Genomic DNA, 22,538 nt, shown 5'->3' with positions numbered 1-22,538 from the left:
CCAGCGGCCATCGCGGCCGTGAAAAACCCCAAGGTGGCCATCCGCTTAGGCGCGATCACTGGCCGCCCTCAATCCAAGCCCTCGTGACCACCGTCGCGGGGGCTTTTTCATGCCCTGAGAGGATCCTCCATGCTTTCACTGACCGACCGCGATGCGGTCACCGCCGCCCTAGCTGACCCGGCCTTGGACGCCGAATTACGCGCCCTCATTGGCCTCCGGGTCTGGCAGGTGGACACCGACCGCCGACGCCCCCTCGGTGACATCCTGCAGCTGGTCGTCGTTCAACCCGGCGACCCTCCGAAGGTCGTTCACGACGCCGTCGGCTTCCCGATCTGTTGGGATCAGGCGGAGCAGCCGGGATGGGAGTGGTTCCACGACCACGGCTCATGGTTCGAGCTGGCATACGTTCTGACCGACGACTTCGGGATGCTGGTCTTCGTGCCGGACCATCCCGACACCAACCACACCCTGCGCTTCAACTGCCTCGGCTTCGCGGATCGCCCGACGACTGACTGAACCACCACGACCGACAACCCATCCGACCCGAGCTCTCCCGGCACCGCCACGAGGGCTTTTTTCATGCCCGAAAGGATCCCTGCCTATGCTTACGCTGACCGACCACGCTTCGGTGTCGCGCGTACTTTCCGACACCAATCTGGACCCCGACCTCCGCGCCTTGATCGGCCTTCGCGCTTGGCAGCTTCATGTCGAGCAAGGCCGGCTCCTTGGGGCAGGGTTCAGGCTCATCGTCGTGCAGGGTGGAGACAGCCCCGACGTCATCAACACCGCCCTCGGTTTCGCCATTACCGGGGATAGAGCCGAAGGGCACAGCTACGACTGGATCGAGGACGGCGGACTCTGGTTCGAGATTAGCTATGGGGCCGATGGCGAGGCGCTAACCCGGGTCTTCGTCGAGAATGGCCCCTGCACCGAACTGGGCGTCCACTCCCTGTGTCTGGCCCACTTCTGGCCCGAGGGAGAGGAGCACCAAGGATGAAGTGGACGTTCGGTTTCCTCACCCTGTGCATCGTCCTAGCCGTCATCCGGGCTGTGCTGATAACGATCGCCATTGCCACCGTTCTGGCGCTGCTATTCTACTTTGCCGCCAGACCGCGCGAGACGCTCCTGTTTATGGGCGTCCTCGTTGTCACGGGTCTGGCGGCAGCTCGGCCTTCCCTCTTCATCGTGACGCTGGGCGTCCTCGGGCTCGCGGTGCTTGTGGCCGGTATCAAGCGAAAGCGCCGTGCTCAGCTGCTGCTGACCGGTCCCCGTGAGAGCAACTAAAATCCGAATAGTTCGGGGCGACCGGCTGGGCGATCCTTCAGCAGGTCGCCTTTCACTTGCCTATCGGAAGCTGGGTTTAATAGGACAAACCTCTTGCTGCTATGAAGCGGCCCTTACGGTTCAAGTAGACACACCTCCTAGCCATCGTCCGATAAGTCCAAAAGACTTATCATCGGCGGACATTTATTCCGCCGAAGACAGCTTTCCATTTGACAGGCGGCCTCAAACTCGGTTGACGGGGATTCCAGCGCCGCCACTGTGCGAACGTCACGCTGAGAAGGGCTCACTGGACTAGGCCCGCCCCCCGCTCCTTCGCGGAGGGTTCCGTTCTTCCCGCAAGTGCGGACGCCTACCCCGGTCCTCCCCTCTCATCGTGAATACCAATCATGACAAACGACTCCGATCGTTTGGACGATGACGCCTGCGCGTCCTCAAAGCCGAACATCCTTCAACATAAACCCCGCATCCAGGACGCGCCCGGAGAAACCCCGCTGGCCGTAAGGGCGACGGAGGAATTGCTTGCCGCAACGGGCGAGTTTTACGGCAGCGGTGACGCCCTCGTCCGTGTCAAAGACCGTGACGGACAGGGCGTTTCAATCGAGCAAGTTCACGAGCAGACGCTCAAGCTCGAACTGGCCCGGCGAGCCATCTGGGAGGTGAAGGGCCGGGATGGGATACCCATCCGGATCAACCCCCCTCATGGCGTCGTGCAGGCTCTCTTGCACGGACAGGATCGTAGTTTGCCGATCCTCAACGGACTGGCCCGGCAGCCCTTCTTCGGGGCCGAAGGGAAGCTGGTCTCCACGCCCGGATATGACGCAGCCTCGGGGATATTTGCTGCGTTCGATGCGGCTGATTACCCGATGGCCGAACCGACAAGGGAGCTGGCCGAGCGGTCCTTGGAGTACCTAGAAAGCCTCATCGCCGAGTTCGAGTTTGAGACTGAGGCTGACCGGTCCGCCGCCCTCGCCGCCATCCTCACGGCGGCGGTTCGTCCGTGCCTTCCGACGGCCCCGGCGATCAACATCACTGGCACCGGGCCCGGCAGCGGCAAGAGCTATCTCGCCGAGGTCATCACGCCCTTCGCCGGGCCTGAGGACCCCCACCGGGTGAGCTTCCCCGAGCGACACGATGAGGCCGGCAAGCTGGTCCTCACCGTTCTTCGCGAGAAACCGACAGCTGTCCTGTTCGATGACATGCAGGGCAACTGGAAGTCGCTCGGACCACTGAACCGCGCGCTATCCAGCTCGACCACTACCGAGCGGATGTTGGGCAAGAACACTTCAGCGACCGTGTCCACGCGGGTTCTATTCCTGGGCACTGGCAATCAGGTGGAAGCGGAGCGTGATATGCGGCGACGCCTCATCACCATCAGCCTCGCGCCGAGAAGTGAGAATCCCGCTCTGCGCAGCTTCAAGTCAAATCCCGTCGATGACTTGAGGCAGCATCGCTCCTTCGCAGTCTCATGCGCCCTGAACATCATCAGGGCGTTCCAGGCGGCGGGAGAGCCCATGGCCGATGTTCGAGCGGTCAACAACTACGATGCATGGTCTCGCATGTGTCGCCATCCGTTGGTCTGGCTCGGTCTGTCCGACCCGGCCCAAAGCCTGATCGATCAGGTCTCCAAGGATCCAGAGAAGGACCTCTTGGCGGAATTTCTGGCCGTCTGGTTCAGAATCTTCGGGTCGAGGCCGATCACCGTCCGAAGGCTGCTGGCGAAGGCCAATCAGCACGACGACCTGATGGAAATCCTGGAAGAACTTCCAGTGATGGACGGCCGTCACGTCAGCCCGGGCAAGCTCGGCTGGTACATCAGCAAGCGCAAGGGTCGCTGGGCCGGCGGCCTTAAGTTTGAGCGGGGCGACTCCTCAGAACGCAACTCCTGGATGGTTGTGACCGACTGAGTGAGGTCCGATCGGAGCCCGAACGGAAACGGGTAAAGGGGTGCCTGTTTACCCCTATCCAATCGGCCGAATCCTTCCCGCTCGGCGATCTCTAAGGGGGCCAAAAAGCGGCCCTTGGGCGGCCGTTTCGGCCCGCCGATCAGCCGACCATTCCCGCCCCCGACGCGAGGCCCCTGCGGCCCACTCTGGGGCAACGCGGGGCCGACCCGCTCCAGACCACCCACCCCAACCGACCGCCTTCGGGCGGACTGACGGCGCTCGCCCGTCGATCATCAAACACGCAAGGAAACCACTTATGCCTAAGGCTCACCTGACCCCCGCCTTCGTCGCGAATGCCGGCTGCGAAGTCGGCAAGAAACGCAGCGATTGGTATGATGATACCGTGACAGGTTTTGTCCTGGAATGCCGCTGCACTGGCGGCAAGACTTATTACCTGCGCTACCCCGATCCGGCCGGCCGGCAGAGACAGTTCAAGATCGGCCGATATGAAGACATCACCTTCGCCGCTGCCAAGAAGCGAGCGGTGCAACTGCGATCGGAGGCCATCGTCGGTGGCGATCCCGCCGCGAAGAGGGCGGAGGCAAAGGCCATTCCTCTGTACGGGGAGCTGTCGGCCATGCACCTCGCAGACGCCAAGATCCATCAGCGATCCTACTCCACGACTGAGATGTACGTCCGACGGCACATCATCCCGAAGTGGGGGAAGGTGCGGCTGACCGACATCCACAGCCGGAATGTTTCTCAGTGGCTCGGCGACAAGAGGGCCGAGGGGCTGGCCCCCGCTACGGTTGAGAAGATCAGGGTAATCTTCGGAAGATCCTTCCAGCTCGGCCTCGAGTGGGGCATCCCGGGTTGTGACAAGAACCCGACCCATGGCGTGCGGAGGACACCGTTCAACAACGCCTGCGAGCGGTTCCTGACGGCGGAGGAGGCAGCCCGGCTTCGTGAGGCGGCGGCGGCGTCCCAGAACACGCAGCTGCAGCATATCGTGGGATTGTTGCTCCTGACCGGTGCTCGGGTGCGCGAGCTCCTGGACGCCCGGTGGGAGCATGTCGATGTTGGAAAGCGGACGTGGTTGATCCCGACCAGCAAGACAGGGAAGCCGCGTCGGGTTCCCCTGTCGACTGCGGCTCTGGCGATCATTGAGGCCCTACCTCGCTTCAAGGACTGCCCGTGGCTGGTGCCGAACCCGGACACCCTCAAGCCGTTCGTGTCGATCAAGCACGGCTGGCAGCAGGCAATTAAAGTGGCGAAGCTGCCGGGATTGAGGATCCACGATCTGAGGCACTCAGCGGCATCGTTCATGGTCAACAGCGGCGTAGACCTATTCGCTGTCGGTAAGGTGCTGGGGCACGCCAGCTACCAGAGCACGCAACGATACAGCCACCTCGCCAACGACACCCTGCTCGCGGCCGTCGAAGCGGGTGCGGCCAAGCAGGTTGCGGCCTAACCCTCCCCCGCCTCGCGCGCTGGCTTCGGCTGGTGCGCGGGGCGGGACCCTCTTTATTTTTTGCTTTGGTCCGTCGTGCGCATCAGCGCGCCTAATGGACATTCCACGAAACGGACTCTGCGAAGGTCCGTCATGGGTGGTCTACAGACACCCGCCGGGGCTCAGAGCGCTGCGAAGCCGGAAAGGCCCTTTCCGACCATAACGGCGCCGACCAGAAGCAACACGACGGCCATCACGACCGCATTGTTCTGAGTCAGCCAGTCGCGCACCTCTGCAAGCCACGGCCGGATACGATCCTGCATTGCGAAGTATGCCGCGACCGGAACAAGCACCGTGCTGGCGGCGATCAGCACGTACGTCCCAATGACCGGCACGGCCGACGCCACGGACAAGTCCATCGTTCCCAGCAGCACGCCGGAAGCGATGCCGACGGTAAGGTTCTTCGGATTGACCAGAAAGATCCCAAATCCAGCGGCGCACGCGGCGAGCGGGCCCATCTGTTCGATCTTCTGGAGCCACCGGGGGGCCAACGCCGGCTCCCCTCGGCGCGGTCGCGCGCGCCATTCTTTCCAGGCGAGAAAAACCAAGCCGCCGCCGAGCAGGAGCTTCACCACGGCGGCGACATGTCCGGCCCCCTCATTTCCAGAGTTCATTCTGGAAACAGCGGCGACCCCAATCAATGCCGTGGCGATTGCCGCCATCCATCCCAGGAGAAAGGGCGGTGTCGTGCTGCGCGCGCGTGGAGACATCAGCAGCACGGCCACGGCCATGATCGGCAGCGGGCTGACCGCTACGGCAACAGCAAACGGCAGCAATTCTCCCAAGGCGTCCAACATGTGGCGCACACTGAACGGGGGAGGCCGGACCGCCTATCGGCAGAAACCCGGACGGCTCGCGGGGGAGAGCCCGTATCGACCCGAATGCACCGGTCCTAGGCGGCTCCGCAGGCCCCGGAACGGACCCCGTCAGAGGTCGCTAAGGGTCGGGAGCCGACATTGCTGCCCGCGCCGAAAGCGGACGTCTCACCCCCACCAACGTCCACGTCCAGACCCGCCGCTCGGACGGGCTTTTGCAGGTATGGCGCAGGTCAAGTTTTCGGCGGTTCCCACGTTAAGTCGCGCAACTTAGGAAGCGACCGTACCGGCCCCTCAAGCCAATCTGGGAAGAGGCTGGGTTGGGGTGTCGGACCTCGATAAAATTTGGCTCAGATCCATAGCCTGCAAGTCTTTCCGGCCGCGGGTGGAGTAGCCTTCGTAATGCGGGGGTCGCGTGTTCGAGTCACGCAAGCGGCACCACCCCTCCGATCAGTTGAAGACCGCATGGTAGAACCGCCTCGGGCCCGGGGCGGTCTGGGTGGGGATGAGGTGGATCACGGCCACCTGCTTGCCGACCTGGATCGGGTAGTGGGCCTCGGTCAGCAGGGTCGTCCACGGCGTCGAGAAGGTCAGGGTGAAGGGCGTGCGCTGGCCCAGGCCGGTGTCGATGACGGGCACGGCGCTGTCGAGACGGATGGCCAGCGGCTGCGGCGTGGCGTCGACCAGCACCTCGCGGCCCACGAAGGGCATGAAATCCTCGAGCGTCAGGAAGACGAGGGAATCGGACATCGGCGCTCCGCGAACAATGGCGCCGGCATGGTGCACGGGACGGCAAGCTCTGCAATGGTGACGCCATGACCGAGCGTCCCGCCTCTCATATCCGACTGACCCTGCGGCCGCCGCGGCCGGACGACGCGCCGGCCATAGCCGAGCTGGAGACGGCGGGCTTGCCGGAGGCCCTGCGGGTCGATCCGGCGCTGGCGCCGCTGCTGGCGATCCAGGCGCGGGCGCGGGCGGCGAGCCTGACCAGCGCCTTTCCGGAGGCGCTGAACCGGGTGGCGGAGCTGGAGGGACAGACGGTGGCCCGGCTGATCACCGCGCGCGAGGCGGACCGGCTGCACATCGTCGATGTGGCGGTGACGCCGTCGGCCCGGCGGCGGGGGATCGGGGCGGCGCTGCTGGACGCGCTGAAGGCGGAGGCCGGGCCGGCGCCGCTGACCGCCAACATCTTTCCGGAGAACCACGCGTCGCTCGCCCTGTTCGCGGCCGCGGGGTTCGAGCTGCGTCATGAGGACGGGTCGGCCCAGGTTCAGGCGCACTGGGAAAACGACGTTATTGACAGCTAGAGGACCGCATATAGGTTGCGTCCGCCGGAGCGATACACGCAGACCGGAATATCGGGGGTTGCAGTCATGGATAGCTATATGGGGACCATCCAGGCGTTCGGATTTCCGTACGCGCCCCGGGGATGGAGCACCTGCCAGGGCCAGATCATGTCGATCGCCCAGAACTCCGCCATCTTCTCGCTGCTCGGCACCACCTACGGCGGCAACGGCCAGACGACGTTCGGCCTGCCGGACCTGCAAGGACGCGCCCCGATCGGCCAGGGCCAGGGCCCGGGTCTGTCCCAGTATTCGATGGGCGGCGTGCTGGGGACCGAGAACACGGTCCTGACCACCAACAACCTGCCCGCCCACACCCACTCGCTGATGGGCACGACGGGTGGGGCGACGGTCTCGGCGCCGGCCGCCGCCGACGTTCTGGCCAGCGCCAACGGCAGCGATCCCGCGAACGGCGACGCGGTCACCGTCAACATCTACGGCCCGCCCGCCACCATGGCGGCGCTGAACCCGGCGTCCATCGGCATGACCGGCGGCACCCAGCCGTTCCCGATCCTCGGGCCCCGCCTGGTGATCAACTACAGCATCTGCCTGCAAGGCGCCTTCCCGAGCCGGAACTGATCCGGCGGCCGCCGGCCGGGTTCGCCCGGCCGGTCCGGCCCCTGGCCGCAACGCCCTGCGTTCGCCGAAACCCGTCATGCGATCTGGACCGACTCGCCGGTTCGTCCTAGTCAGGTCGGGTTACCGGAGCGTTTGATGCCGCAAGCTCTCAGCGCGCGTCAGGAACAATGCCTGAGGCTGACAGCCTTCCTGACCGACAAGGAAATCGCCGCCCGACTGGGGCTCTCCGAGGCGACCGTAAAGAAGCACGTGCATGAGGCCTGCCGCCGCCTGGGCGTGAACCGGCGCAAGGCGGCCCTGGCCGCTCTGGAACGAAACGTACCAGAGGATACGAAACACCCCATTGGCGGATCAGCCGGGGCCCCCTTTCCTTCCGACATAGGCAAGGAGGCTACCCCCCATGAGCACCCCCCGCGGCAATCTTCTCCCCCAGTGGACCTGGGAGGATCTGGAAGCGGCGCTGGACGGCTTCAGCCCGTCGGGCGCGAACGATCCGGTGCGGCAGCATCTGCTGCGGGGTCTGGCGGACGACGCGGAGCAGTCGAGCCCGCGGGAGTTCCTGCAGCAGGTGCTGAGCGCGGGCTGGGTGATGGCCCAGGTGGGCGCGCAGAACCCCGACTCGGCTACCGACCCCCGCCGCGTAGCTGGGGCGTCCGCGTCCTGATCATCCTGGTGATGGTGGTGCTGGCGGCAGTCATGATGCGGACCATCGCCGACACCATCGTCGCCTACCAGCAGCAGGTGCGGGTCATCGACGTCAACACGATGAAGGCCGCATCCGCCCGGGCCGCGATGAGCGCCCGCCCGTAACTGCCCGGCCGCGCGCCGGGACCGGAGCAGAATGACGCCGTTCCAGACCTTCTACCTGCTGCTCAGCCTGGCTGTGTTCGCCTTCGCATGGATGCGCGGCGGCCATACCGAGCGCACCGGCGTGGCGCTGTTCATCCTCGCCTTCATTTTCAGCTTCGCGGTGCAGCCGATCACCCTGAACCATTTCCGCCTCGGCGAAGCCTTCGTCGACGGCGCCTTCTTCCTCGCCCTGGTCTGGCTGGCGCTGCGGCGCGACCGCTGGTGGACCCTGGCCTGCGCGGCCTTCGGCGCCCTGACCCTGATGGCCCATGCGGTGATCTTCCTGACGCCCGACCTGACGCCGATGCATATCCGCGTGGACGTCGCTGCGCGCTGGGGCATCGGCGTGCTGATGATCCTGTGCCTGGCCGCGGGGGTGCTGGAGCGCTGGATGGCGGGCGAGGCGCCGGCCACGGAGTCGGCGCGTTGGGGTCGCACGATGCGCCCCGCGTCTTGAACATATAAACATATCTTTATATGTCTGGCGGCCGATCCCTGAGGAGCCCGCCTTGTCCCGATCTTCCTTCCTGTTCACCTCCGAAAGCGTTTCCGAAGGCCATCCGGACAAGGTCGCCGACCGCATCTCCGACACCGTCGTCGACCTGTTCCTGAAGAAGGACCCGGAGGCGCGGGTCGCCTGTGAAACCCTGACCACGACCAACCTGGTCGTCCTGGCCGGCGAGATCCGCGGCAAGGGCATCATGGACACCAATGGCGAATGGGCGCCGGGCGTGAAGGAAGAGATCGAGGCCGCCGTGCGCAACGCGGTGCGTGAGATCGGCTACGAACAGGCCGGCTTCCACTGGAACACCTTCGAGTTCGAGAACCACCTGCATCCGCAGTCGGCCGACATCGCCGTCGGCGTCGACGCCTCCGGCAACAAGGACGAGGGCGCGGGCGACCAGGGCATCATGTTCGGCTACGCCTCGAACGAGACGCCGGAGCTGATGCCGGCCACCCTGCAATACAGCCACAACATCCTGCGCGCCCTGTCGGAAGCCCGTCACTCGGGTCGCGAGCCGGGCCTGGAGCCGGACGCCAAGAGCCAGGTCACCCTGCGCTACGAGAACGGCAAGCCGGCCGCCGCCACCGCCATCGTGGTTTCGACCCAGCACAAGGAAGGCCTGGATCAGGCCGCCGTCGCCGCCATCGTGAAGCCGATCGTCAAGTCGGTGATCCCCGCCGGGCTGATCACCGACGAGACCGTCTGGCACATCAATCCGACGGGCGTCTTCATCATCGGCGGGCCGGACGGCGACGCCGGCCTGACCGGTCGCAAGATCATCGTCGACACCTACGGCGGCGCGGCCCCGCACGGCGGCGGCGCCTTCTCGGGCAAGGACCCGACCAAGGTCGATCGGTCGGCCGCCTACGCCGCCCGCTACCTGGCCAAGAACGTGGTCGCCGCCGGCCTGGCCGACCGCTGCACCATCCAGCTGAGCTACGCCATCGGCGTGGCCGAGCCGCTGAGCGTGCACGTCGACCTGCACCGCACGGGCAAGATCGACGAAGACCTGCTGGAAGCCGAACTGCCCAAGCTGATCGGCGGGGCCAGCCCGCGCGCGATCCGCAAGCACCTGGGCCTGAACGCGCCGATCTATGCGCGGACCTCGTCCTACGGCCACTTCGGCCGCGAGCCCGACGCCGACGGCGGCTTCGGCTGGGAGAAGACGGATCTGGTCGAGAAGCTGAAGGCGCTGGCCGCCGGCTGAGTGGTTAGTGATTAGTGGTTAGTGGTTAGTGGTTGATGCGGTTGCGATAGCGCCGGCTGATCGCCGCCGGTGATCCAGCAGTCACTGATCACTCGCCACTAATCACTTGCGCCCCCGACCACCGCCCTCCCCCACGGCGGCGGAGCGCGCTATACGCCCGCCCATGTCCTCTTCCGACGCCCCCGCCCATGGTCCGCTGCGCTCCTTCGGCCGCATCAAGTCGCGCGCGCTGAAGCCGCGTCAGGCGGCGCTGTTCGACACCCTGCTGCCGACCATCGCCGTGCCCGATCCGGCGGCGGGACCGATCGACCCGCAGGCGTTGATGCCCGGCGCGGCCCAGGTCTGGCTGGAAATCGGCTTCGGCGGCGGCGAGCATCTGGCGGAACAGGCGTCGCGCCATCCCGACGCCCTGATGATCGGCTGCGAGCCCTTCCTGAACGGCGTCGGCTCGGCCCTGCGTCATATCGAGGAGCGCGGCCTGAAGAACGTGCGCCTGCACGCCGACGACGGCCGCGACGTCATGGCCGCCCTGCCCGACGCCTCGCTGGATCGGGTGATGATCCTGTTCCCCGATCCCTGGCAGAAGGCCCGCCACAACAAGCGCCGCCTGTTGCAGGACGAGACCGCGGCCGAGATCGTGCGCCTGCTGAAGCCGGGCGGCCGGCTGCGTTTCGTGACCGACTGGAAGGACTACGCCGACTGGGCGCTGGAGCGGCTGGAGCGTACGCCCGGCCTGGCATGGATCGCCGAGCGCGCCGACGACTGGCGCGAGGCGCCGGCCGACCACGTGGTGACCCGCTACGAAGAGAAGAAGCTGGGCGACACGCCGCCGATCTTCCTGGAGTTCGTGCGGACCTGAACCCCGGGGGTGGTCTTCCGATCCGAACCCCGGCACAGACTTCGCTCAAGCTTTGGGGGAATGGATGTCGGGTATTTGCAGATTGGGGATTGTCGCCGCTCTCGGCGTGGCGCTCGCCCCAGGCGCTGCGAGTGCTCTGGACGCCGAGTTGGGCGAGGTGCGAGTCGCCTGCGAGGTGACTGACGAGGGGAGGTTGTCGAACTGCGCCCCCCTGTCCCGCGTCGGCGACGCGCCCTGGCTTGATCAGGTCGCTCTTCAGGCGGCCGGGTATTCCCGGATGTCGCCGTCGCAGGGTACGCCGACCGGCCGCATTCATTTTCCGGTGCGTTTCACGTCGGAAGCCGAATACGAGCAGATGATGGCTACGCCTCCGCCCCCGTTGGTGGTGCGGATGCCTGGCCCGCGTGACGATGACAGCCCGGCGACGGTCCCTGCAGTTCCCGCAGGATTCGAGGGACAGGCCTGGGGTGGGCTGACATGCGTCATCACGCCGTCCGCGCAAATCCGGCTTTGCTGGCAGGACGGCCGCAGGGTTCGCAGGGGTTTGCTCGGCGGGAAGCTGGTTTATTTCGCGCCCATGCTGACGAGTTCAGGAACACAGGTGGACGAGCCCCGAGATCTGCCGGCACGGCCCAGCGAGGTCTTCGAACAATGGACCCGAGCGGAGCTGGGAGAGTACGGCGACACCTACGTGAAGACGATCTCCCGATCAGGCGACATGACGCTGGTCTGGTCAGTGCATGTCATCGAAGGCAGCCGGGAGACAAGCCACGACTATCGGCTGATGGAATACGATTGCACCGGGAACCGGCGACGGGCCTTCATGGTCGCCCGGGGCGGCGAGGAGGGTCTCACCGGGGTCCAACAGGCCGATTCCGCTCTATGGTGGCCGGTGGGAGATGAAGGCTTGCCCCCGGAGGAAGATCCTGCGGTCATCGTCTATCGGACGATCTGCTCGCGCTGATCGCCAAACATGGAGGCGCCCATGACCCTGATAGATCTCAGCCATGTGATTGAGGACGGGATGGTCACCTACAAGGGCCTGCCCGCGCCGCATGTCTGCGACTTTCTGAGCCGCGAGGACTCGCGGGCGCATTACGAGCCGGGGACCGAGTTCCAGATCGGCCGGATCGAGATGGTGGGGAACACCGGGACCTATCTGGACACGCCCTTCCACCGCTACGCCGACGGCGAGGACCTGGCGGATGTCGGGCTGGAACGGCTGGTCGATCTGCCCGGGATCGTGGTGCGGGCCGAGGGTCGAAACGCGGTCGATGCGGACGCCTTCGAGGGGCTGGACGTGGCCGGGAAGGCGGTGCTGGTGCACACGGGCTGGAGCCGGCACTGGCGCACGGCTGACTATTACGAGGGGCACCCGTTCCTGACGGCGGCGGCGGCCGACCGGCTGGTCGAGGGCGGGGCGAAACTGGTCGGGATCGACTCCCACAATATCGACGACACGGCGGGTCGGACGCGGCCGGTGCATTCACGGCTGCTGGGCGCCGGGGTGCTGATCGTCGAGCATATGTGCGCGCTGGAGCGGCTGCCGGACGGGCCGTTCCGCTTCTTCGCCGCGCCGCCGAAGGTGAAGGGGTTCGGGACCTTCCCGGTCAGGGCGTTCGCGCAGGTCGCGGCTAGAATTTCCTCCGCTCATCCCCGCGAAAGCGGGGACCCAGTTCTGTCGAATGAACGCCGGCGTTTCAGGACAACTGGCTGAGCGAGGCCGGCCCGCGCCGATCACCCAAAGGACTGGGTCCCCGCTTTCGCGGGGATGAGCGGTTGGTGGGGTCGGATCAGAGCTTAAGCGGAGCCCGACGTATCCCCTCGGCGCACGCAACCACCAGCACCGATTTCACCACGGCCCCGATCAGGAAGGGCGTGAAGCCCGCGTCGAGGGCGGGCCGGAGGCCGATGCCGACCGCCAGCCAGGCCGCGCCGGCGGTGAGGATCAGCAGATGCGCGCCGATCAGCAGGGCCAGCTTTGCGACGAGGCCGCCGACCCGCTCGAACAGGGCGCCCACAAGACCGGCCGCGACGGGGAAGGCGAACAGATAGCCCGCCGTCGGTCCGGCGAAGCGCGCGAGGCCTGAGGCGCCGTCCGACAGAACCGGCAGGCCGACGGCGGCCAGGGCGAGATAGAGCAGGACCGCGAGGATGCCGCGGCGCGCGCCGAGGACCGCGCCGGCGAGCAGGACGGCGAAGGTCTGCATCGTCATGGGCACCGGCACCATGGGCACGGTGAGCCGGGCGGCGAGCACCATGAGGGCGGCGAAGGCGAGGATGAGAAGGGCGGAGCGGAGCAGGCGCATGACGCTGGCAACCACGGCGGATGAGCGTATGCAAGTCGCCGCTGGATTCCGCGATCGAAGCGCGGCTATAAGACCGTTCTCAAAAAGGACCGACTATGACCTTCTCGCTCAAGACCGTGTCCGCCCCCGTCTTCCTGCGCGGCCTGAACGCCCTGAACGGGCTGGTCGACAAGGCCATCGCCTCGGGTCAGGACGAGGCGGAACTGATGGACGCGCGCCTGGCGCCGGACATGAAGCCCTTCCCCGACCAGATCCGCATGGCGGCCTTCTCGGCCCGCAGCTGCATCGCCCGCCTGACCGATCAGCCGTGGCCGAAGACCGACGACAGCGAGGCGTCGCTGGCCGAGCTGAAGGCGACCATCGCCCTGTCTATCGCCTTCATCGAGGGTGTCGACGCCACCGCCTTCGAGGGCGCCGAAACCCGCCGCGTCGAGCTGCGCTTCCCCGGCGTGGCGCTGGACTTCGAGGGCGCGGGCTATCTGACCAGCTTCGCCATCCCGAACTTCTATTTCCACCTGACCACGGCCTACGCGATCCTGCGCAACCGCGGCGTGGAGCTGGGCAAGCGCGACTTCCTGGGCCAGTTGGAGCTGATCTGAGGTCAGACCTCGCCGGCGGCGAAGGCCTTCAGGAATTCGTACTGCGCGTCGGTCTCGGGCACCGGGCGGCCGCGGGCGCGGCCGACGCGCAGGATGGCCTCGTCGACGTTCATCCCGCCCGCGACGAGGGCGCAGATGGCCAGCGACGGGGCGCGGCCCAGGCCGGCGTTGCAGTGGATGACGATGGCCTGACCGGCCTGCAGACGACCATGGATGGCGCCGGCGGCGCGGCGGTAGTGGGCGACGTCGACCGGCAGGCCGTGATCCACGACCGGGAAGTTGTAGAAGCCGATGCCGAGCTTTTCGGCGGTCGTGCCCTCCTCCGCCAGGCCGAAGGCGGCGGCTTCCTCGGGCTGCAGCAGGCTGACGACCTGGTCGACCATGCCGCGGTGCAGGTGCTCGAGCTTGGCCTCAAGCGCCTCGCCGCCTTCGGGCCGGCGCGAGACGCCGAGCCGGCCGGGGGTGTCGAGAGCGATCCAGTGCACCTTCATGCGGCCGTCTTAGGCGGCGGATCGTATGGAAGGCAACGGTCTGCGCCGACAGGCCTTTCCTCGACCATGACATTGGACTATATGCCGCTCCACATCGTTAGACCGGCGTCCGACGGCGCCGTTTGAAGCGGCGGCCCGGACGGCCAGCCGCTTTTGTTTTGCCCGGGACCCAGCCTTGAAGGCCAAGACCGCAGAAGACCGCCAGCTCCTGGAGCTGATCGAGCCGATCGCCGAGAGCCTCGGCCTCGACATCGTGCGCGTGCGTCTGATGGGCGGGACCCAGCGCCGCCGCCTGCAGATCATGGCCGAGCGCGGGTCCGACCACGACATCTCGGTCGAGGAATGCGCCCGCCTGAGCCGCGCGGTGTCGGAAGTGTTCGACGCCGCCGACCCGATCGCCGGCGAATATCTGCTGGAGGTTTCGTCCCCCGGCATCGACCGTCCCCTGACCCGCCAGTCGGACTTCGACCTGTTCGAGGGCTATGAGGCGCGTCTGGAGACGGACCGCATGATCGAGGGCCGCAAGCGCTTCAAGGGCGTGATCGCGGGCGTCGACGGCGACAATATCGCCATCGATCTGGAAGGCGAGGAAGACACCGCGCTGATCCCGTTCGAATGGCTGGTCGACGCCAAACTGGTGCTGACCGACGACCTGATGAAGGCGGGCGCCGAAAAGCGCGCCGCCCGTAATGACAACTCTACCGAGACCGAGGACTGACCATGGCCGTTGGCGTTTCCGCGAACCGTCTTGAACTGCTGCAGATCGCCGATGCGGTCGCGCGTGAAAAGAACATCGACAAGGAGATCGTCATCGAGGCGATCGAGGAAGCGATCCAGAAGGGCGCCAAGGCCCGCTATGGCGCGCACCACGACATCCGCGCCAAGATCGATCACAAGACCGGCGAACTGGCCCTGACCCGTCACGTCACCATCGTCGAGGACGACTGGCAGCCGGAAGACGAGCTGGAAGAGTTCAACGACAGCGCCATGGTGCGCCTGAAGGACGCCTCGAAGCGCGATCCGGAAGCCGTCGTCGGCAAGGAATACATCGAGGAGCTGCCGCCGTTCGAGTTCGGCCGCGTGCAGACCCAGATGGCCCGCCAGGTGGTGACCGGCAAGGTCCGCGAGGCCGAGCGCGCCAACCAGTACGAAGAGTTCAAGGACCGCGTCGGCGAGATCGTCAACGGCACCGTCAAGCGCGTCGAATACGGCAACACCATCGTCGACCTGGGCCGCGGCGAAGGCATCATGCGCCGCAACGACTCGATCCCGCGCGAGGTGTTCAACATCGGCGACCGGATCCGCACCTACATCTACGACGTGCGCCCGGAAGCGAAGGGCCCGCAGGTCATGCTGTCGCGCTCGCACCCCGGCTTCATGGCCAAGCTGTTCGCCCAGGAAGTGCCGGAAGTCTACGACGGCGTGATCGAGATCCGCGCCGCCGCCCGCGACGCCGGCTCGCGCGCCAAGATGGCCGTGCTGTCCAACGACTCCTCGATCGACCCGGTCGGCGCCTGCGTCGGCATGCGCGGCTCGCGCGTTCAGGCGGTCGTCGCCGAACTGCAGGGCGAGAAGATCGACATCATCCAGTGGAACAACGACGAGCCGACCTTCATCGTGAACGCCCTGGCCCCGGCCGAGGTGTCCAAGGTCGTGCTGGACGAAGAAGCCGACCGCGTTGAAGTCGTGGTGCCGGACGAGCAGCTGTCGCTTGCCATCGGCCGTCGCGGCCAGAACGTCCGCCTCGCGTCGCAGCTGACCGGCTGGCAGATCGACATCATCACCGAGTCCCAGGACTCCGAGCGTCGCCAGCGCGAGTTCTCCGAGCGCACCAGCCTGTTCCAGGAAGCCCTGGACGTGGACGAGGTCATCGCCCAGCTGCTGGTCACCGAAGGCTTCGCCACGGTGGAAGACCTGGCCTTCGTCGAGCCCTACGAAATCTCGGACATCGAAGGCTTCGACGAGGACACCGCCGAAGAGCTGCAGGCCCGCGCCCGCGACTTCCTCGACCGCAAGTCGGCCGAGCAGGACGCCAAGCGCAAGGAACTGGGCGTCGAGGACGGCGTGCTGGACGTGCCGGGCGTCACCCTGCCGATCGCCGTGGCCCTGGGCGTCGGCGGCGTGAAGACCGTCGAGGACCTGGCCGACCTGGCCACCGACGAAATCCGCGGCGGCTATGAAGTCCGCGGCGGCGAGCGCGTGAAGGTTCCGGGCGTTCTGGAAAGCTTCAACCTGGCCCAGGAAGACGCCGAAATGCTGATCTTGCAGGCCCGTGTCGCGGCCGGCTGGATCGACGCCTCGGAACTGCCGCAGCCGGAACCCGAGCCGGAATACGAGGAAGAGTTCGTCGAAGGCGAATACGACGCCGACGCCGTCTTCTCGGGCGCCGCGCCGGAAGGCGAGGAAGCCGCGTCCGAAACCGACGATGCGGAGGTCCTCGTCGAGGACCCCGATCAGTCCCAAGACGCGTGATGGGAAGCCCGGCCGTCCATGAGTCTGCGCGAAGCGACGATCGATAGGGAACGCCGCGACCTGGTCACTCACCAGCTCATGGATGAATCTCGACTGATCCGCTTCGTCGCCGCTCCGGACGGCACGGTCGCCCCCGACCTGGCGCGCAAGCTGCCGGGTCGCGGCCTGTGGGTCGCGGCGGACCGCGCCTCGATCGAGACCGCGGTGAAAAAGAATCTGTTCAGCCGCGCGGCGAAGGCCCCGCTGAAACCGGCCGCCGATCTGGCGGAGCTGGTCGAGACCCTGCTTGTCCGGCGCTGTCTGGACCAGTTGGGCCTTGCCCGGCGCGAAGGCGTTCTTATCTCAGGCTTCGAAAAGTCGGCCGCCGCGATCCGTTCGGGCAGAGCCGCGTGGCTTATCGAGGCGGCGGACGGGTCCGCCGACGGGCGGGGCAAGCTGCTGGCGCTGGCCAGACATCAGGTTCCGCAACCGAAAGTCTGTGGCGCTTTCAGCGCGGACGATTTGAGTTTGGCCCTCGGGCTGGAAAATGCGATACACGCCGTCCTGCTAGAGGGCGGGCGGGCCGATCGCTGGACCTTCGAGGTCGAACGACTGGCGGGATTTCGACTGCTGTCGCCCATGACGTGGGGCGGGAACGCGGCTGAGGACCCGGATGGAAATTCAGACGGGCGGGGCTCCGCTCCCTGACGGGGGGCGAGGCGCCGCACGGCTATTTGTGTTTGGACGACGATGGTGGGCTGTCCGCCGTCAAAGTAAAGCGACCGGATGACTGACGAGAACGACAAGACCAACGACGGCAAAACGACCCCTCCTTCGACGGGGCCGCGCGCGCCGCTGAGCCTGAAGCCGCGGACGGCGGGATCGGTTTCGACCGGCACCGTCAAGCAGAGCTTCAGCCACGGCCGCTCCAAGACCGTGGTGGTCGAAACCAAGCGCCGCGTCGGCGCCGTGCCGGGCGCTTCGCACCAGCGTCCGCAGGGCTTCGACGTCGCTCGTCCGCGGACCGACGCCCCCGCCGCGCCGCAGGCCCCGCGCCCCGCCGGCGGCCCGGTCGACTCCGGCAACCTGTCGCAGTCCGAGCAGGAAGCGCGCCGCCGCGCCATTGAACTGGCCACCCGCCAGAACGCTGAGCGCGAAGCCGCCGCCGCCGCTGAGCGCGCCGCGAAGGACGCCGCCGCCCGCGAGCAGGCCGCCGCCGCCGAGCGCGCCGCCAGCGCCGCCCAGGCCGAGGCTGCAGCCGCCCGCGCCGCCGCCGAGGCCGCTCGCACCGAGGCCGCCAAACTGGCCGCCGCCGCGCCCGCACCGGCCAAGCCGGCCGCCAAGCCCGCTGCTCCGGTCGCTCCGGCAGCCCCGGCTCCGGTCGAGGCCGCCCAGCCCGCGCCGACCCCGGCTCCGACCCCGGCTCCCGCCGCTCCGACGCCGGCCGCTCCGCCGCGTCCGGCCGCTCCGGCTCGCCCGACCGTCAACTTCGGTCAGCGCGCGCCCAAGCCGGGCAATCCGGCCCGCGCACCCGCGCCCAGCTTCGGCGGCCGTTCGGCCCGCGAACAGGCGATGGGCGGCGGCGAACGCAGCTTCACCGACCGCGCCGCCAGCGCATCGACCGCAGGCCGTCCGCAGGGCGACCGGCCCCAGGGCGATCGTCCGCAGGGCGCCCGTCCGGCCGCCGGCCAGACCGTCCGCTATTCCGCGCTGAACCCGCGTCCGGCGCCGGGCGCCGCCCGTCCGGGCGGACCGCGCACGGGTCCCGGCGGCCGTCCGGCCCCGAACGCCCCGCCCGCGACGCCTGAAGTCGCCCGCCCGGCGCGCGCCGGTTTCGGCCGTCCCGCCGGCACGGGTCGCGAGGAAGATCGCGACAAGCGTTTCAGCGAAGCCGGACCCGGCAAGGCCGTGTCGCGCACCCGCGGCGAGCCCAAGCGCCGCGAAGGCCGTCTGACGATCCAGGCTGTGGCCGGTGGGGACGAGGACGCCGCCGAGCGCATGCGCTCGCTGGCCTCGGTTCGCCGCGCCCGCGAACGCGAGAAGGAAAAGCGTAAAGGCGGCTCGACCGACGCGCCGAACCGTCCGCGCGAGGTGGTCATTCCCGACGTCATCACCGTTCAGGAGCTGTCCAACCGGATGGCCGTGCGCGGCGTCGACATCATCAAGTTCCTGATGAAGCAGGGCCTGATGATGAAGATCAACGACGTGATCGACACCGACACGGCCGAGCTGGTCGCCGACGAATTCGGCATGGCCGTGCGCCGCGTGTCGGAATCCGACGTCGAAACCGGCTTCCTGTCCGACGCCGTCGACGACGAGGCGACCACGCCCCGCGCCCCGGTCGTGGCCATCATGGGCCACGTCGACCACGGCAAGACCTCGCTGCTGGACGCGCTGCGCACCACCGATGTGGCGGGCGGCGAAGCCGGCGGCATCACCCAGCACATCGGCGCCTATCAGGTGCGCCTGGAAGACGGCCAGCGGGTCACCTTCCTGGACACCCCGGGCCACGCCGCCTTCTCGGCGATGCGTGCGCGCGGCGCCAATGTGACGGACATCGTGGTTCTGGTCGTGGCCGCCGACGACGGCGTCATGCCCCAGACGATCGAGGCCATCCAGCACGCCAAGGCAGCCGGGGCTCCCCTGATCGTGGCGGTCAACAAGATCGACAAGCCGGACGCCAACTCGCAGAAGGTCGTCAACGAACTGCTGCAGTACGAGGTCATCTCGGAAGCGCTGGGCGGCGACACCCAGATCATCGAGGTCTCCGCCAAGGAGAAGATCAACCTCAAGGGTCTGATCGACGCCATCCTGGTGCAGGCCGAGGTCATGGACCTGAAGGCCGACCCGGAACGCTCGGCCGAAGGCGTGGTCATCGAAGCCAAGCTGGACAAGGGCCGCGGCCCTGTCGCGACCGTCCTGGTCAAGCGCGGCACGCTGAAGCGCGGCGACATCATCGTGGCCGGCTCCGCCTGGGGCAAGGTTCGCGCCCTGCTGAACGAGCGCAACGAGCAGCTGACCGAAGCCGGTCCGTCCGTCCCCGTCGAGATCCTCGGCCTGGACGAGGCGCCGAGCCCGGGCGAGCCGCTGGCCGTGGTGGAATCCGAAGCCCGCGCCCGCGAGCTGACCGAATACCGCGCCCGCGTGAAACGCGAGAAGGCGACCGGCGGCATCAACCAGGTCTCGCTGGCCGACATGATGGCCAAGCTGGGAACCAAGAAGATCTCGGAAATGCCGGTGATCATCAAATCGGACGTGCAGGGGTCGGGCGAAGCCATCGCCGGATCGCTGGACAAGATGGGCACCGACGAAGTGCGCGCGCGCATCGTCATGCAGGGCGCCGGCGGCATCACCGAGAGCGACGTGCAACTGGCCAAGTCGGCCGGCGCGCCGATCCTCGGCTTCAACGTCCGCGCCTCGAAGCAGGCCCGCGACCTCGCCGACCGCGAGGGCGTGGAGATCCGCTACTACTCGATCATCTACGACCTTCTGGACGACATGAAGGGCGTGATGTCGGGCATGCTGGCCCCGCTGCAACGCGAAACCTTCCTGGGCAACGCCCAGGTGCTGCAGGTCTTCGACATCTCCAAGACCGGCAAGATCGCCGGTTGCCGGGTCACCGAAGGCGTGGTCCGCAAGGGCGCCAAGGTCCGCATCATCCGCGACGACGTGGTGGTGCTGGAGCTGGGCACGCTGCAGACGCTCAAGCGCTTCAAGGACGAGGTCAACGAGGTCCAGTCGGGTCAGGAGTGCGGCATGCACTTCCAGGGCTTCCAGGACATCAAGGCCGGCGACTACATCGAGTGCTTCACGGTCGAAGAGATCAAGCGCACCCTGGACTAGGGTTCGTCGGATCACACGAAACAGAAGGGCGGCGTCTTCGGGCGCCGCCTTTTTGCCTTACGGGTTGAGGATCACAGTTCCATGCGTCGCCTTCTGATCGCCTCCCTCATCCTCTCCGCCGTCGCCGGTCCCGCGGCGGCCGAGACACGCTATCTCGCCTATGACGCGTCCGACCGCGTCACCCAGGCCCTGACGCGCGGCGTCACCCTGGAGGCCGACCGCAGTCTGCTGGGCGCCATCAGCGTCCGCCGCATCATCTCGACCTCGAACCGCGGCGCCGCCGACATTCGCCGCGGCGGCCCCGACGCGGTGCGCCGGGCCCTGCCCGCGGGCGCGACCCAGACCAGCGTCTACGCCATCGCCTCCGAGGGCGACGGCCGCGGCCTGACCCGCGCCCTTTGTCCGGGTTCGGAGGAAGCCTGGCTGGTGCTGGGCCGGGTCCAGCTGGGGCGTCCGCTGGTCGCCCAGGCCGTCGGCCGCTGGCCGGACGGCGCCTTCCGGCACTGTGTGACCCTGTCGTACAATTGGCGCGGCGAATGGGCGACGCCGCCCGCCTCGTCGAGCGGCGACGACTCCAGCGCCCCTGTCGGGCGATAAGGCTTTTTCCTGACGGCGGGCCCGCTAAGGTTGCAGGCGATGCCCTCCGCCACCGCCAGCCGACAGACCGGACTCAAACGCCTCGCCGGAGCGCTGGCCTTCGTCTGCCTGGTGCTGGCCCTGATGGCGCTGGAGCAACGGCACACGGTCGCCGCCTGGCACATGCTGCGTGACGAAGCCGGGCCCGCGATCAGCCGGGTGGTCGGCTGGGTCGCCGGCGGCGCGAAGGACGGGGCGTCCGGGTTGAAGGCCGCGGCCGCGGACGTCGGGCCGGTCGCGACCGCTGCGGACGACCAGATCCTGTCCGGAGAATTCGCGGCCGGGGACGAGGTGACCCGCAGCGAGGTCGGCGGCGTGACCTTCGTCGCAGCCACGATCGGCTTCGACGCCGGCGAGGCCCTGCACACCAGCCCGCTGCGCATCGCCGCCGGTCGCGAGACCTTCATGCAGGGCCTGACGTGGAGCGACCGTTTCGACGCCCCCGCCGACGCCCAGATCGAACTGCGCCGGGTCGATGCGGCGGCGCCCTCGCCCCTGTGCGACGGACGCCGGCCCGCCGTGGTCGCCCTGTTGCATCGCGGACGAAAGGTCGATCTGATCCTGTTCCGCTCCGCCCCAGGACCGGAGGCGCGCCCGTCCGCCGTCTGCGGGATCTGGAGTTTCCGGAAGCGATGAAGCGACCGCATACCGGGCTTCCCTCCCTCATCCTGTGCGCCCTGCTCGGCGCCTTCTGCGCCCTGTGGACCTGGACCGCGCCGGGCGACCCGAACCTGTGGCCGGCGCCCGCGGACGGCTCCGGGGTGGAGGTGCATCTGCTGGACAACGGCTTCCACACCGACCTGGCCGTGCCCCGCGCCGCGCTTGAGGCCCGGCCGGGTCCGCTGGCCGACGCGGTGCGCAGCCTGCCGCCCGGCGACTGGATCCTGATCGGCTGGGGCGATGCGAAATTCTATGTCGATCAAAGCCCGATCTCCGACCGTCTGCCCGACGGCGCCCGGGCCTTCTTCCGGCCCGGCAATCCTTCGGTGATCATGCTCGACCCGGCGCAGAAGGATCCGCGCCGGCTGTTCGCCGAGGACGGCCGCCGGAGCGTCCGCCTGTCCGACGCCGGCTTCGACCGCATGGCGGCGCATATCGAGGCGTCTCTGGACCTGTCGACCGGCGCGGCGCGGGTGGCCGCCGCCCGCGAGGGAGACGACGCCCGCTTCTTCGCCAGTCATGAGCATTTCTCGATCGCACGGCTGTGCAATCACTGGACGGCGGGGGTCCTGAACGCCGCCGGCCTGGCGGTGCGCCCGTTCCGTTCGATCGTCTCATCCGAACTGATCGCCACGATCGACCGGGCGCAGGGCGCATCCGCCTCCGCTGGACACTGAGCTGCAAGACGCCTAGACCCCGCGCTCATTTATCGGCC

General features: G+C 67.6%; 26 protein-coding genes and 1 pseudogene. 23 read left to right on the top strand and 4 right to left on the bottom strand.

Features of this window, described 5'->3' with window-relative positions:
- The first annotated feature begins 129 nt into the window (after positions 1–129).
- From GGR12_RS02945 to GGR12_RS02925, 5 genes are all read left to right on the top strand, one after another.
- The gene (locus GGR12_RS02945) at positions 130–516 is read left to right on the top strand and encodes a hypothetical protein (protein ID WP_183202748.1); all 387 of its coding nucleotides are present in this window, start codon (positions 130–132) and stop codon (positions 514–516) included.
- A gap of 85 nt (positions 517–601) precedes the next feature.
- Complete coding sequence (locus GGR12_RS02940) at positions 602–997, top strand: hypothetical protein (RefSeq protein ID WP_183202746.1); 396 nt, start codon at positions 602–604, stop codon at positions 995–997.
- Complete coding sequence (locus tag GGR12_RS02935; protein ID WP_183202744.1) at positions 994–1,284, top strand: hypothetical protein; 291 nt, start codon at positions 994–996, stop codon at positions 1,282–1,284. Before GGR12_RS02940 ends, GGR12_RS02935 begins: the two co-directional genes overlap by 4 nt.
- 386 nt (positions 1,285–1,670) lie before the next feature.
- Positions 1,671–3,188: a hypothetical protein gene (locus GGR12_RS02930; protein WP_183202742.1), complete on the top strand. Its 1,518-nt coding sequence runs from the start codon at positions 1,671–1,673 to the stop codon at positions 3,186–3,188.
- 295 nt (positions 3,189–3,483) lie between these two features.
- Positions 3,484–4,638 carry a site-specific integrase gene (locus tag GGR12_RS02925; RefSeq protein WP_183202740.1) on the top strand — a complete coding sequence of 385 codons (1,155 nt, stop codon included), beginning with the start codon at positions 3,484–3,486 and terminating at the stop codon, positions 4,636–4,638.
- 161 nt (positions 4,639–4,799) lie between these two features.
- Here the strand turns inward: GGR12_RS02925 and GGR12_RS02920 are convergent, their stop codons facing one another.
- Positions 4,800–5,474 (bottom strand): GAP family protein, encoded by a 675-nt coding sequence (locus GGR12_RS02920; protein WP_183202738.1) that lies wholly within the window; start codon positions 5,472–5,474, stop codon positions 4,800–4,802.
- 468 nt (positions 5,475–5,942) lie between these two features.
- Positions 5,943–6,242: a DUF6916 family protein gene (locus GGR12_RS02915; protein WP_183202736.1), complete on the bottom strand. Its 300-nt coding sequence runs from the start codon at positions 6,240–6,242 to the stop codon at positions 5,943–5,945.
- Positions 6,243–6,307: 65 nt separating this feature from the next.
- Between GGR12_RS02915 and GGR12_RS02910 the strand changes: the two genes are divergently transcribed.
- The 10 genes and pseudogenes from GGR12_RS02910 (at position 6,308) to GGR12_RS02875 (ending at position 12,551) form a co-directional block, all read left to right on the top strand.
- The gene (locus GGR12_RS02910; RefSeq protein ID WP_183202734.1) at positions 6,308–6,799 is read left to right on the top strand and encodes a GNAT family N-acetyltransferase; all 492 of its coding nucleotides are present in this window, start codon (positions 6,308–6,310) and stop codon (positions 6,797–6,799) included.
- 78 nt (positions 6,800–6,877) lie between these two features.
- The gene (locus GGR12_RS02905) at positions 6,878–7,414 is read left to right on the top strand and encodes a phage tail protein (protein WP_246328718.1); all 537 of its coding nucleotides are present in this window, start codon (positions 6,878–6,880) and stop codon (positions 7,412–7,414) included.
- 135 nt (positions 7,415–7,549) lie between these two features.
- Positions 7,550–7,699, top strand: a pseudogene (locus GGR12_RS16900) (helix-turn-helix domain-containing protein); the annotation flags it as partial.
- Positions 7,700–7,814: 115 nt separating this feature from the next.
- Positions 7,815–8,078, top strand: a complete 264-nt coding sequence (locus GGR12_RS16505; RefSeq protein ID WP_246328717.1) for a hypothetical protein — start codon at positions 7,815–7,817, stop codon at positions 8,076–8,078.
- Between the two features lie 8 nt (positions 8,079–8,086).
- The gene (locus GGR12_RS16500) at positions 8,087–8,224 is read left to right on the top strand and encodes a hypothetical protein (protein WP_246328716.1); all 138 of its coding nucleotides are present in this window, start codon (positions 8,087–8,089) and stop codon (positions 8,222–8,224) included.
- Between the two features lie 31 nt (positions 8,225–8,255).
- Positions 8,256–8,720, top strand: coding sequence for a hypothetical protein (locus tag GGR12_RS02895; protein WP_183202727.1), 465 nt, complete (start codon positions 8,256–8,258; stop codon positions 8,718–8,720).
- A 52-nt stretch (positions 8,721–8,772) separates the two neighbouring features.
- Complete coding sequence (gene metK / locus GGR12_RS02890) at positions 8,773–9,975, top strand: methionine adenosyltransferase (protein WP_183202725.1); 1,203 nt, start codon at positions 8,773–8,775, stop codon at positions 9,973–9,975.
- Between the two features lie 163 nt (positions 9,976–10,138).
- Positions 10,139–10,834: a tRNA (guanosine(46)-N7)-methyltransferase TrmB gene (trmB, locus tag GGR12_RS02885; protein ID WP_183202723.1), complete on the top strand. Its 696-nt coding sequence runs from the start codon at positions 10,139–10,141 to the stop codon at positions 10,832–10,834.
- A gap of 82 nt (positions 10,835–10,916) precedes the next feature.
- Complete coding sequence (locus GGR12_RS02880) at positions 10,917–11,798, top strand: energy transducer TonB family protein (RefSeq protein WP_183202721.1); 882 nt, start codon at positions 10,917–10,919, stop codon at positions 11,796–11,798.
- A 21-nt stretch (positions 11,799–11,819) separates the two neighbouring features.
- Positions 11,820–12,551, top strand: coding sequence for a cyclase family protein (locus GGR12_RS02875; RefSeq protein WP_183202719.1), 732 nt, complete (start codon positions 11,820–11,822; stop codon positions 12,549–12,551).
- Positions 12,552–12,627: 76 nt separating this feature from the next.
- On the opposite strand, the gene GGR12_RS02870 is transcribed toward GGR12_RS02875, so the two are convergent.
- Positions 12,628–13,143, bottom strand: coding sequence for a biotin transporter BioY (locus tag GGR12_RS02870; RefSeq protein ID WP_183202717.1), 516 nt, complete (start codon positions 13,141–13,143; stop codon positions 12,628–12,630).
- 95 nt (positions 13,144–13,238) lie between these two features.
- Here GGR12_RS02870 and GGR12_RS02865 point away from each other — a divergent pair, with 95 nt between their 5' ends.
- The gene (locus GGR12_RS02865; protein WP_183202713.1) at positions 13,239–13,742 is read left to right on the top strand and encodes a DUF1993 domain-containing protein; all 504 of its coding nucleotides are present in this window, start codon (positions 13,239–13,241) and stop codon (positions 13,740–13,742) included.
- A 2-nt stretch (positions 13,743–13,744) separates the two neighbouring features.
- On the opposite strand, the gene GGR12_RS02860 is transcribed toward GGR12_RS02865, so the two are convergent.
- Complete coding sequence (locus tag GGR12_RS02860; protein WP_183202695.1) at positions 13,745–14,233, bottom strand: protein-tyrosine phosphatase family protein; 489 nt, start codon at positions 14,231–14,233, stop codon at positions 13,745–13,747.
- Between the two features lie 175 nt (positions 14,234–14,408).
- Between GGR12_RS02860 and rimP the strand changes: the two genes are divergently transcribed.
- From rimP to GGR12_RS02825, 7 genes are all read left to right on the top strand, one after another.
- The gene (gene rimP / locus GGR12_RS02855; protein WP_183202693.1) at positions 14,409–14,951 is read left to right on the top strand and encodes a ribosome maturation factor RimP; all 543 of its coding nucleotides are present in this window, start codon (positions 14,409–14,411) and stop codon (positions 14,949–14,951) included.
- A 2-nt stretch (positions 14,952–14,953) separates the two neighbouring features.
- A complete protein-coding gene (gene nusA, locus GGR12_RS02850; protein WP_183202691.1) occupies positions 14,954–16,705 on the top strand; it encodes a transcription termination factor NusA in 1,752 nt (583 codons plus the stop codon).
- An 18-nt stretch (positions 16,706–16,723) separates the two neighbouring features.
- Entirely contained in the window at positions 16,724–17,392 is a 669-nt protein-coding gene (locus GGR12_RS02845; protein WP_183202689.1) for an RNA-binding protein, read from the top strand.
- Between the two features lie 78 nt (positions 17,393–17,470).
- Positions 17,471–20,527, top strand: coding sequence for a translation initiation factor IF-2 (gene infB, locus GGR12_RS02840; RefSeq protein ID WP_183202687.1), 3,057 nt, complete (start codon positions 17,471–17,473; stop codon positions 20,525–20,527).
- An 81-nt stretch (positions 20,528–20,608) separates the two neighbouring features.
- A complete protein-coding gene (locus GGR12_RS02835; RefSeq protein WP_183202685.1) occupies positions 20,609–21,124 on the top strand; it encodes a hypothetical protein in 516 nt (171 codons plus the stop codon).
- Positions 21,125–21,163: 39 nt separating this feature from the next.
- Positions 21,164–21,799, top strand: coding sequence for a hypothetical protein (locus tag GGR12_RS02830; protein ID WP_183202683.1), 636 nt, complete (start codon positions 21,164–21,166; stop codon positions 21,797–21,799).
- On the top strand, positions 21,796–22,500 hold the full coding sequence (locus tag GGR12_RS02825; protein WP_183202681.1) for a DUF2459 domain-containing protein: 705 nt from the start codon (positions 21,796–21,798) through the stop codon (positions 22,498–22,500). Before GGR12_RS02830 ends, GGR12_RS02825 begins: the two co-directional genes overlap by 4 nt.
- The last annotated feature ends 38 nt before the right edge of the window (positions 22,501–22,538 follow it).

It is taken from the genome of Brevundimonas lenta, assembly GCF_014196335.1.
GTDB lineage: Bacteria > Pseudomonadota > Alphaproteobacteria > Caulobacterales > Caulobacteraceae > Brevundimonas > Brevundimonas lenta.
This window is presented reverse-complemented; position numbering and strand designations above follow the sequence as displayed.

Bases quoted from the DNA above. Each gene is read 5' to 3' on its own strand.
- GGR12_RS02945 (WP_183202748.1), top strand. From the start codon at position 130: ATGCTTTCACTGACCGACCGCGATGCGGTCACCGCCGCCCTAGCTGAC.
- GGR12_RS02940 (WP_183202746.1), top strand. From the start codon at position 602: ATGCTTACGCTGACCGACCACGCTTCGGTGTCGCGCGTACTTTCCGAC.
- GGR12_RS02935 (WP_183202744.1), top strand. From the start codon at position 994: ATGAAGTGGACGTTCGGTTTCCTCACCCTGTGCATCGTCCTAGCCGTC.
- GGR12_RS02930 (WP_183202742.1), top strand. From the start codon at position 1,671: ATGACAAACGACTCCGATCGTTTGGACGATGACGCCTGCGCGTCCTCA.
- GGR12_RS02925 (WP_183202740.1), top strand. From the start codon at position 3,484: ATGCCTAAGGCTCACCTGACCCCCGCCTTCGTCGCGAATGCCGGCTGC.
- GGR12_RS02920 (WP_183202738.1), bottom strand. From the start codon at position 5,474: ATGTTGGACGCCTTGGGAGAATTGCTGCCGTTTGCTGTTGCCGTAGCG.
- GGR12_RS02915 (WP_183202736.1), bottom strand. From the start codon at position 6,242: ATGTCCGATTCCCTCGTCTTCCTGACGCTCGAGGATTTCATGCCCTTC.
- GGR12_RS02910 (WP_183202734.1), top strand. From the start codon at position 6,308: ATGACCGAGCGTCCCGCCTCTCATATCCGACTGACCCTGCGGCCGCCG.
- GGR12_RS02905 (WP_246328718.1), top strand. From the start codon at position 6,878: ATGGGGACCATCCAGGCGTTCGGATTTCCGTACGCGCCCCGGGGATGG.
- GGR12_RS16505 (WP_246328717.1), top strand. From the start codon at position 7,815: ATGAGCACCCCCCGCGGCAATCTTCTCCCCCAGTGGACCTGGGAGGAT.
- GGR12_RS02895 (WP_183202727.1), top strand. From the start codon at position 8,256: ATGACGCCGTTCCAGACCTTCTACCTGCTGCTCAGCCTGGCTGTGTTC.
- trmB (WP_183202723.1), top strand. From the start codon at position 10,139: ATGTCCTCTTCCGACGCCCCCGCCCATGGTCCGCTGCGCTCCTTCGGC.
- GGR12_RS02875 (WP_183202719.1), top strand. From the start codon at position 11,820: ATGACCCTGATAGATCTCAGCCATGTGATTGAGGACGGGATGGTCACC.
- GGR12_RS02870 (WP_183202717.1), bottom strand. From the start codon at position 13,143: ATGCGCCTGCTCCGCTCCGCCCTTCTCATCCTCGCCTTCGCCGCCCTC.
- GGR12_RS02865 (WP_183202713.1), top strand. From the start codon at position 13,239: ATGACCTTCTCGCTCAAGACCGTGTCCGCCCCCGTCTTCCTGCGCGGC.
- GGR12_RS02860 (WP_183202695.1), bottom strand. From the start codon at position 14,233: ATGAAGGTGCACTGGATCGCTCTCGACACCCCCGGCCGGCTCGGCGTC.
- nusA (WP_183202691.1), top strand. From the start codon at position 14,954: ATGGCCGTTGGCGTTTCCGCGAACCGTCTTGAACTGCTGCAGATCGCC.
- GGR12_RS02845 (WP_183202689.1), top strand. From the start codon at position 16,724: ATGAGTCTGCGCGAAGCGACGATCGATAGGGAACGCCGCGACCTGGTC.
- infB (WP_183202687.1), top strand. From the start codon at position 17,471: ATGACTGACGAGAACGACAAGACCAACGACGGCAAAACGACCCCTCCT.
- GGR12_RS02835 (WP_183202685.1), top strand. From the start codon at position 20,609: ATGCGTCGCCTTCTGATCGCCTCCCTCATCCTCTCCGCCGTCGCCGGT.
- GGR12_RS02830 (WP_183202683.1), top strand. From the start codon at position 21,164: ATGCCCTCCGCCACCGCCAGCCGACAGACCGGACTCAAACGCCTCGCC.
- GGR12_RS02825 (WP_183202681.1), top strand. From the start codon at position 21,796: ATGAAGCGACCGCATACCGGGCTTCCCTCCCTCATCCTGTGCGCCCTG.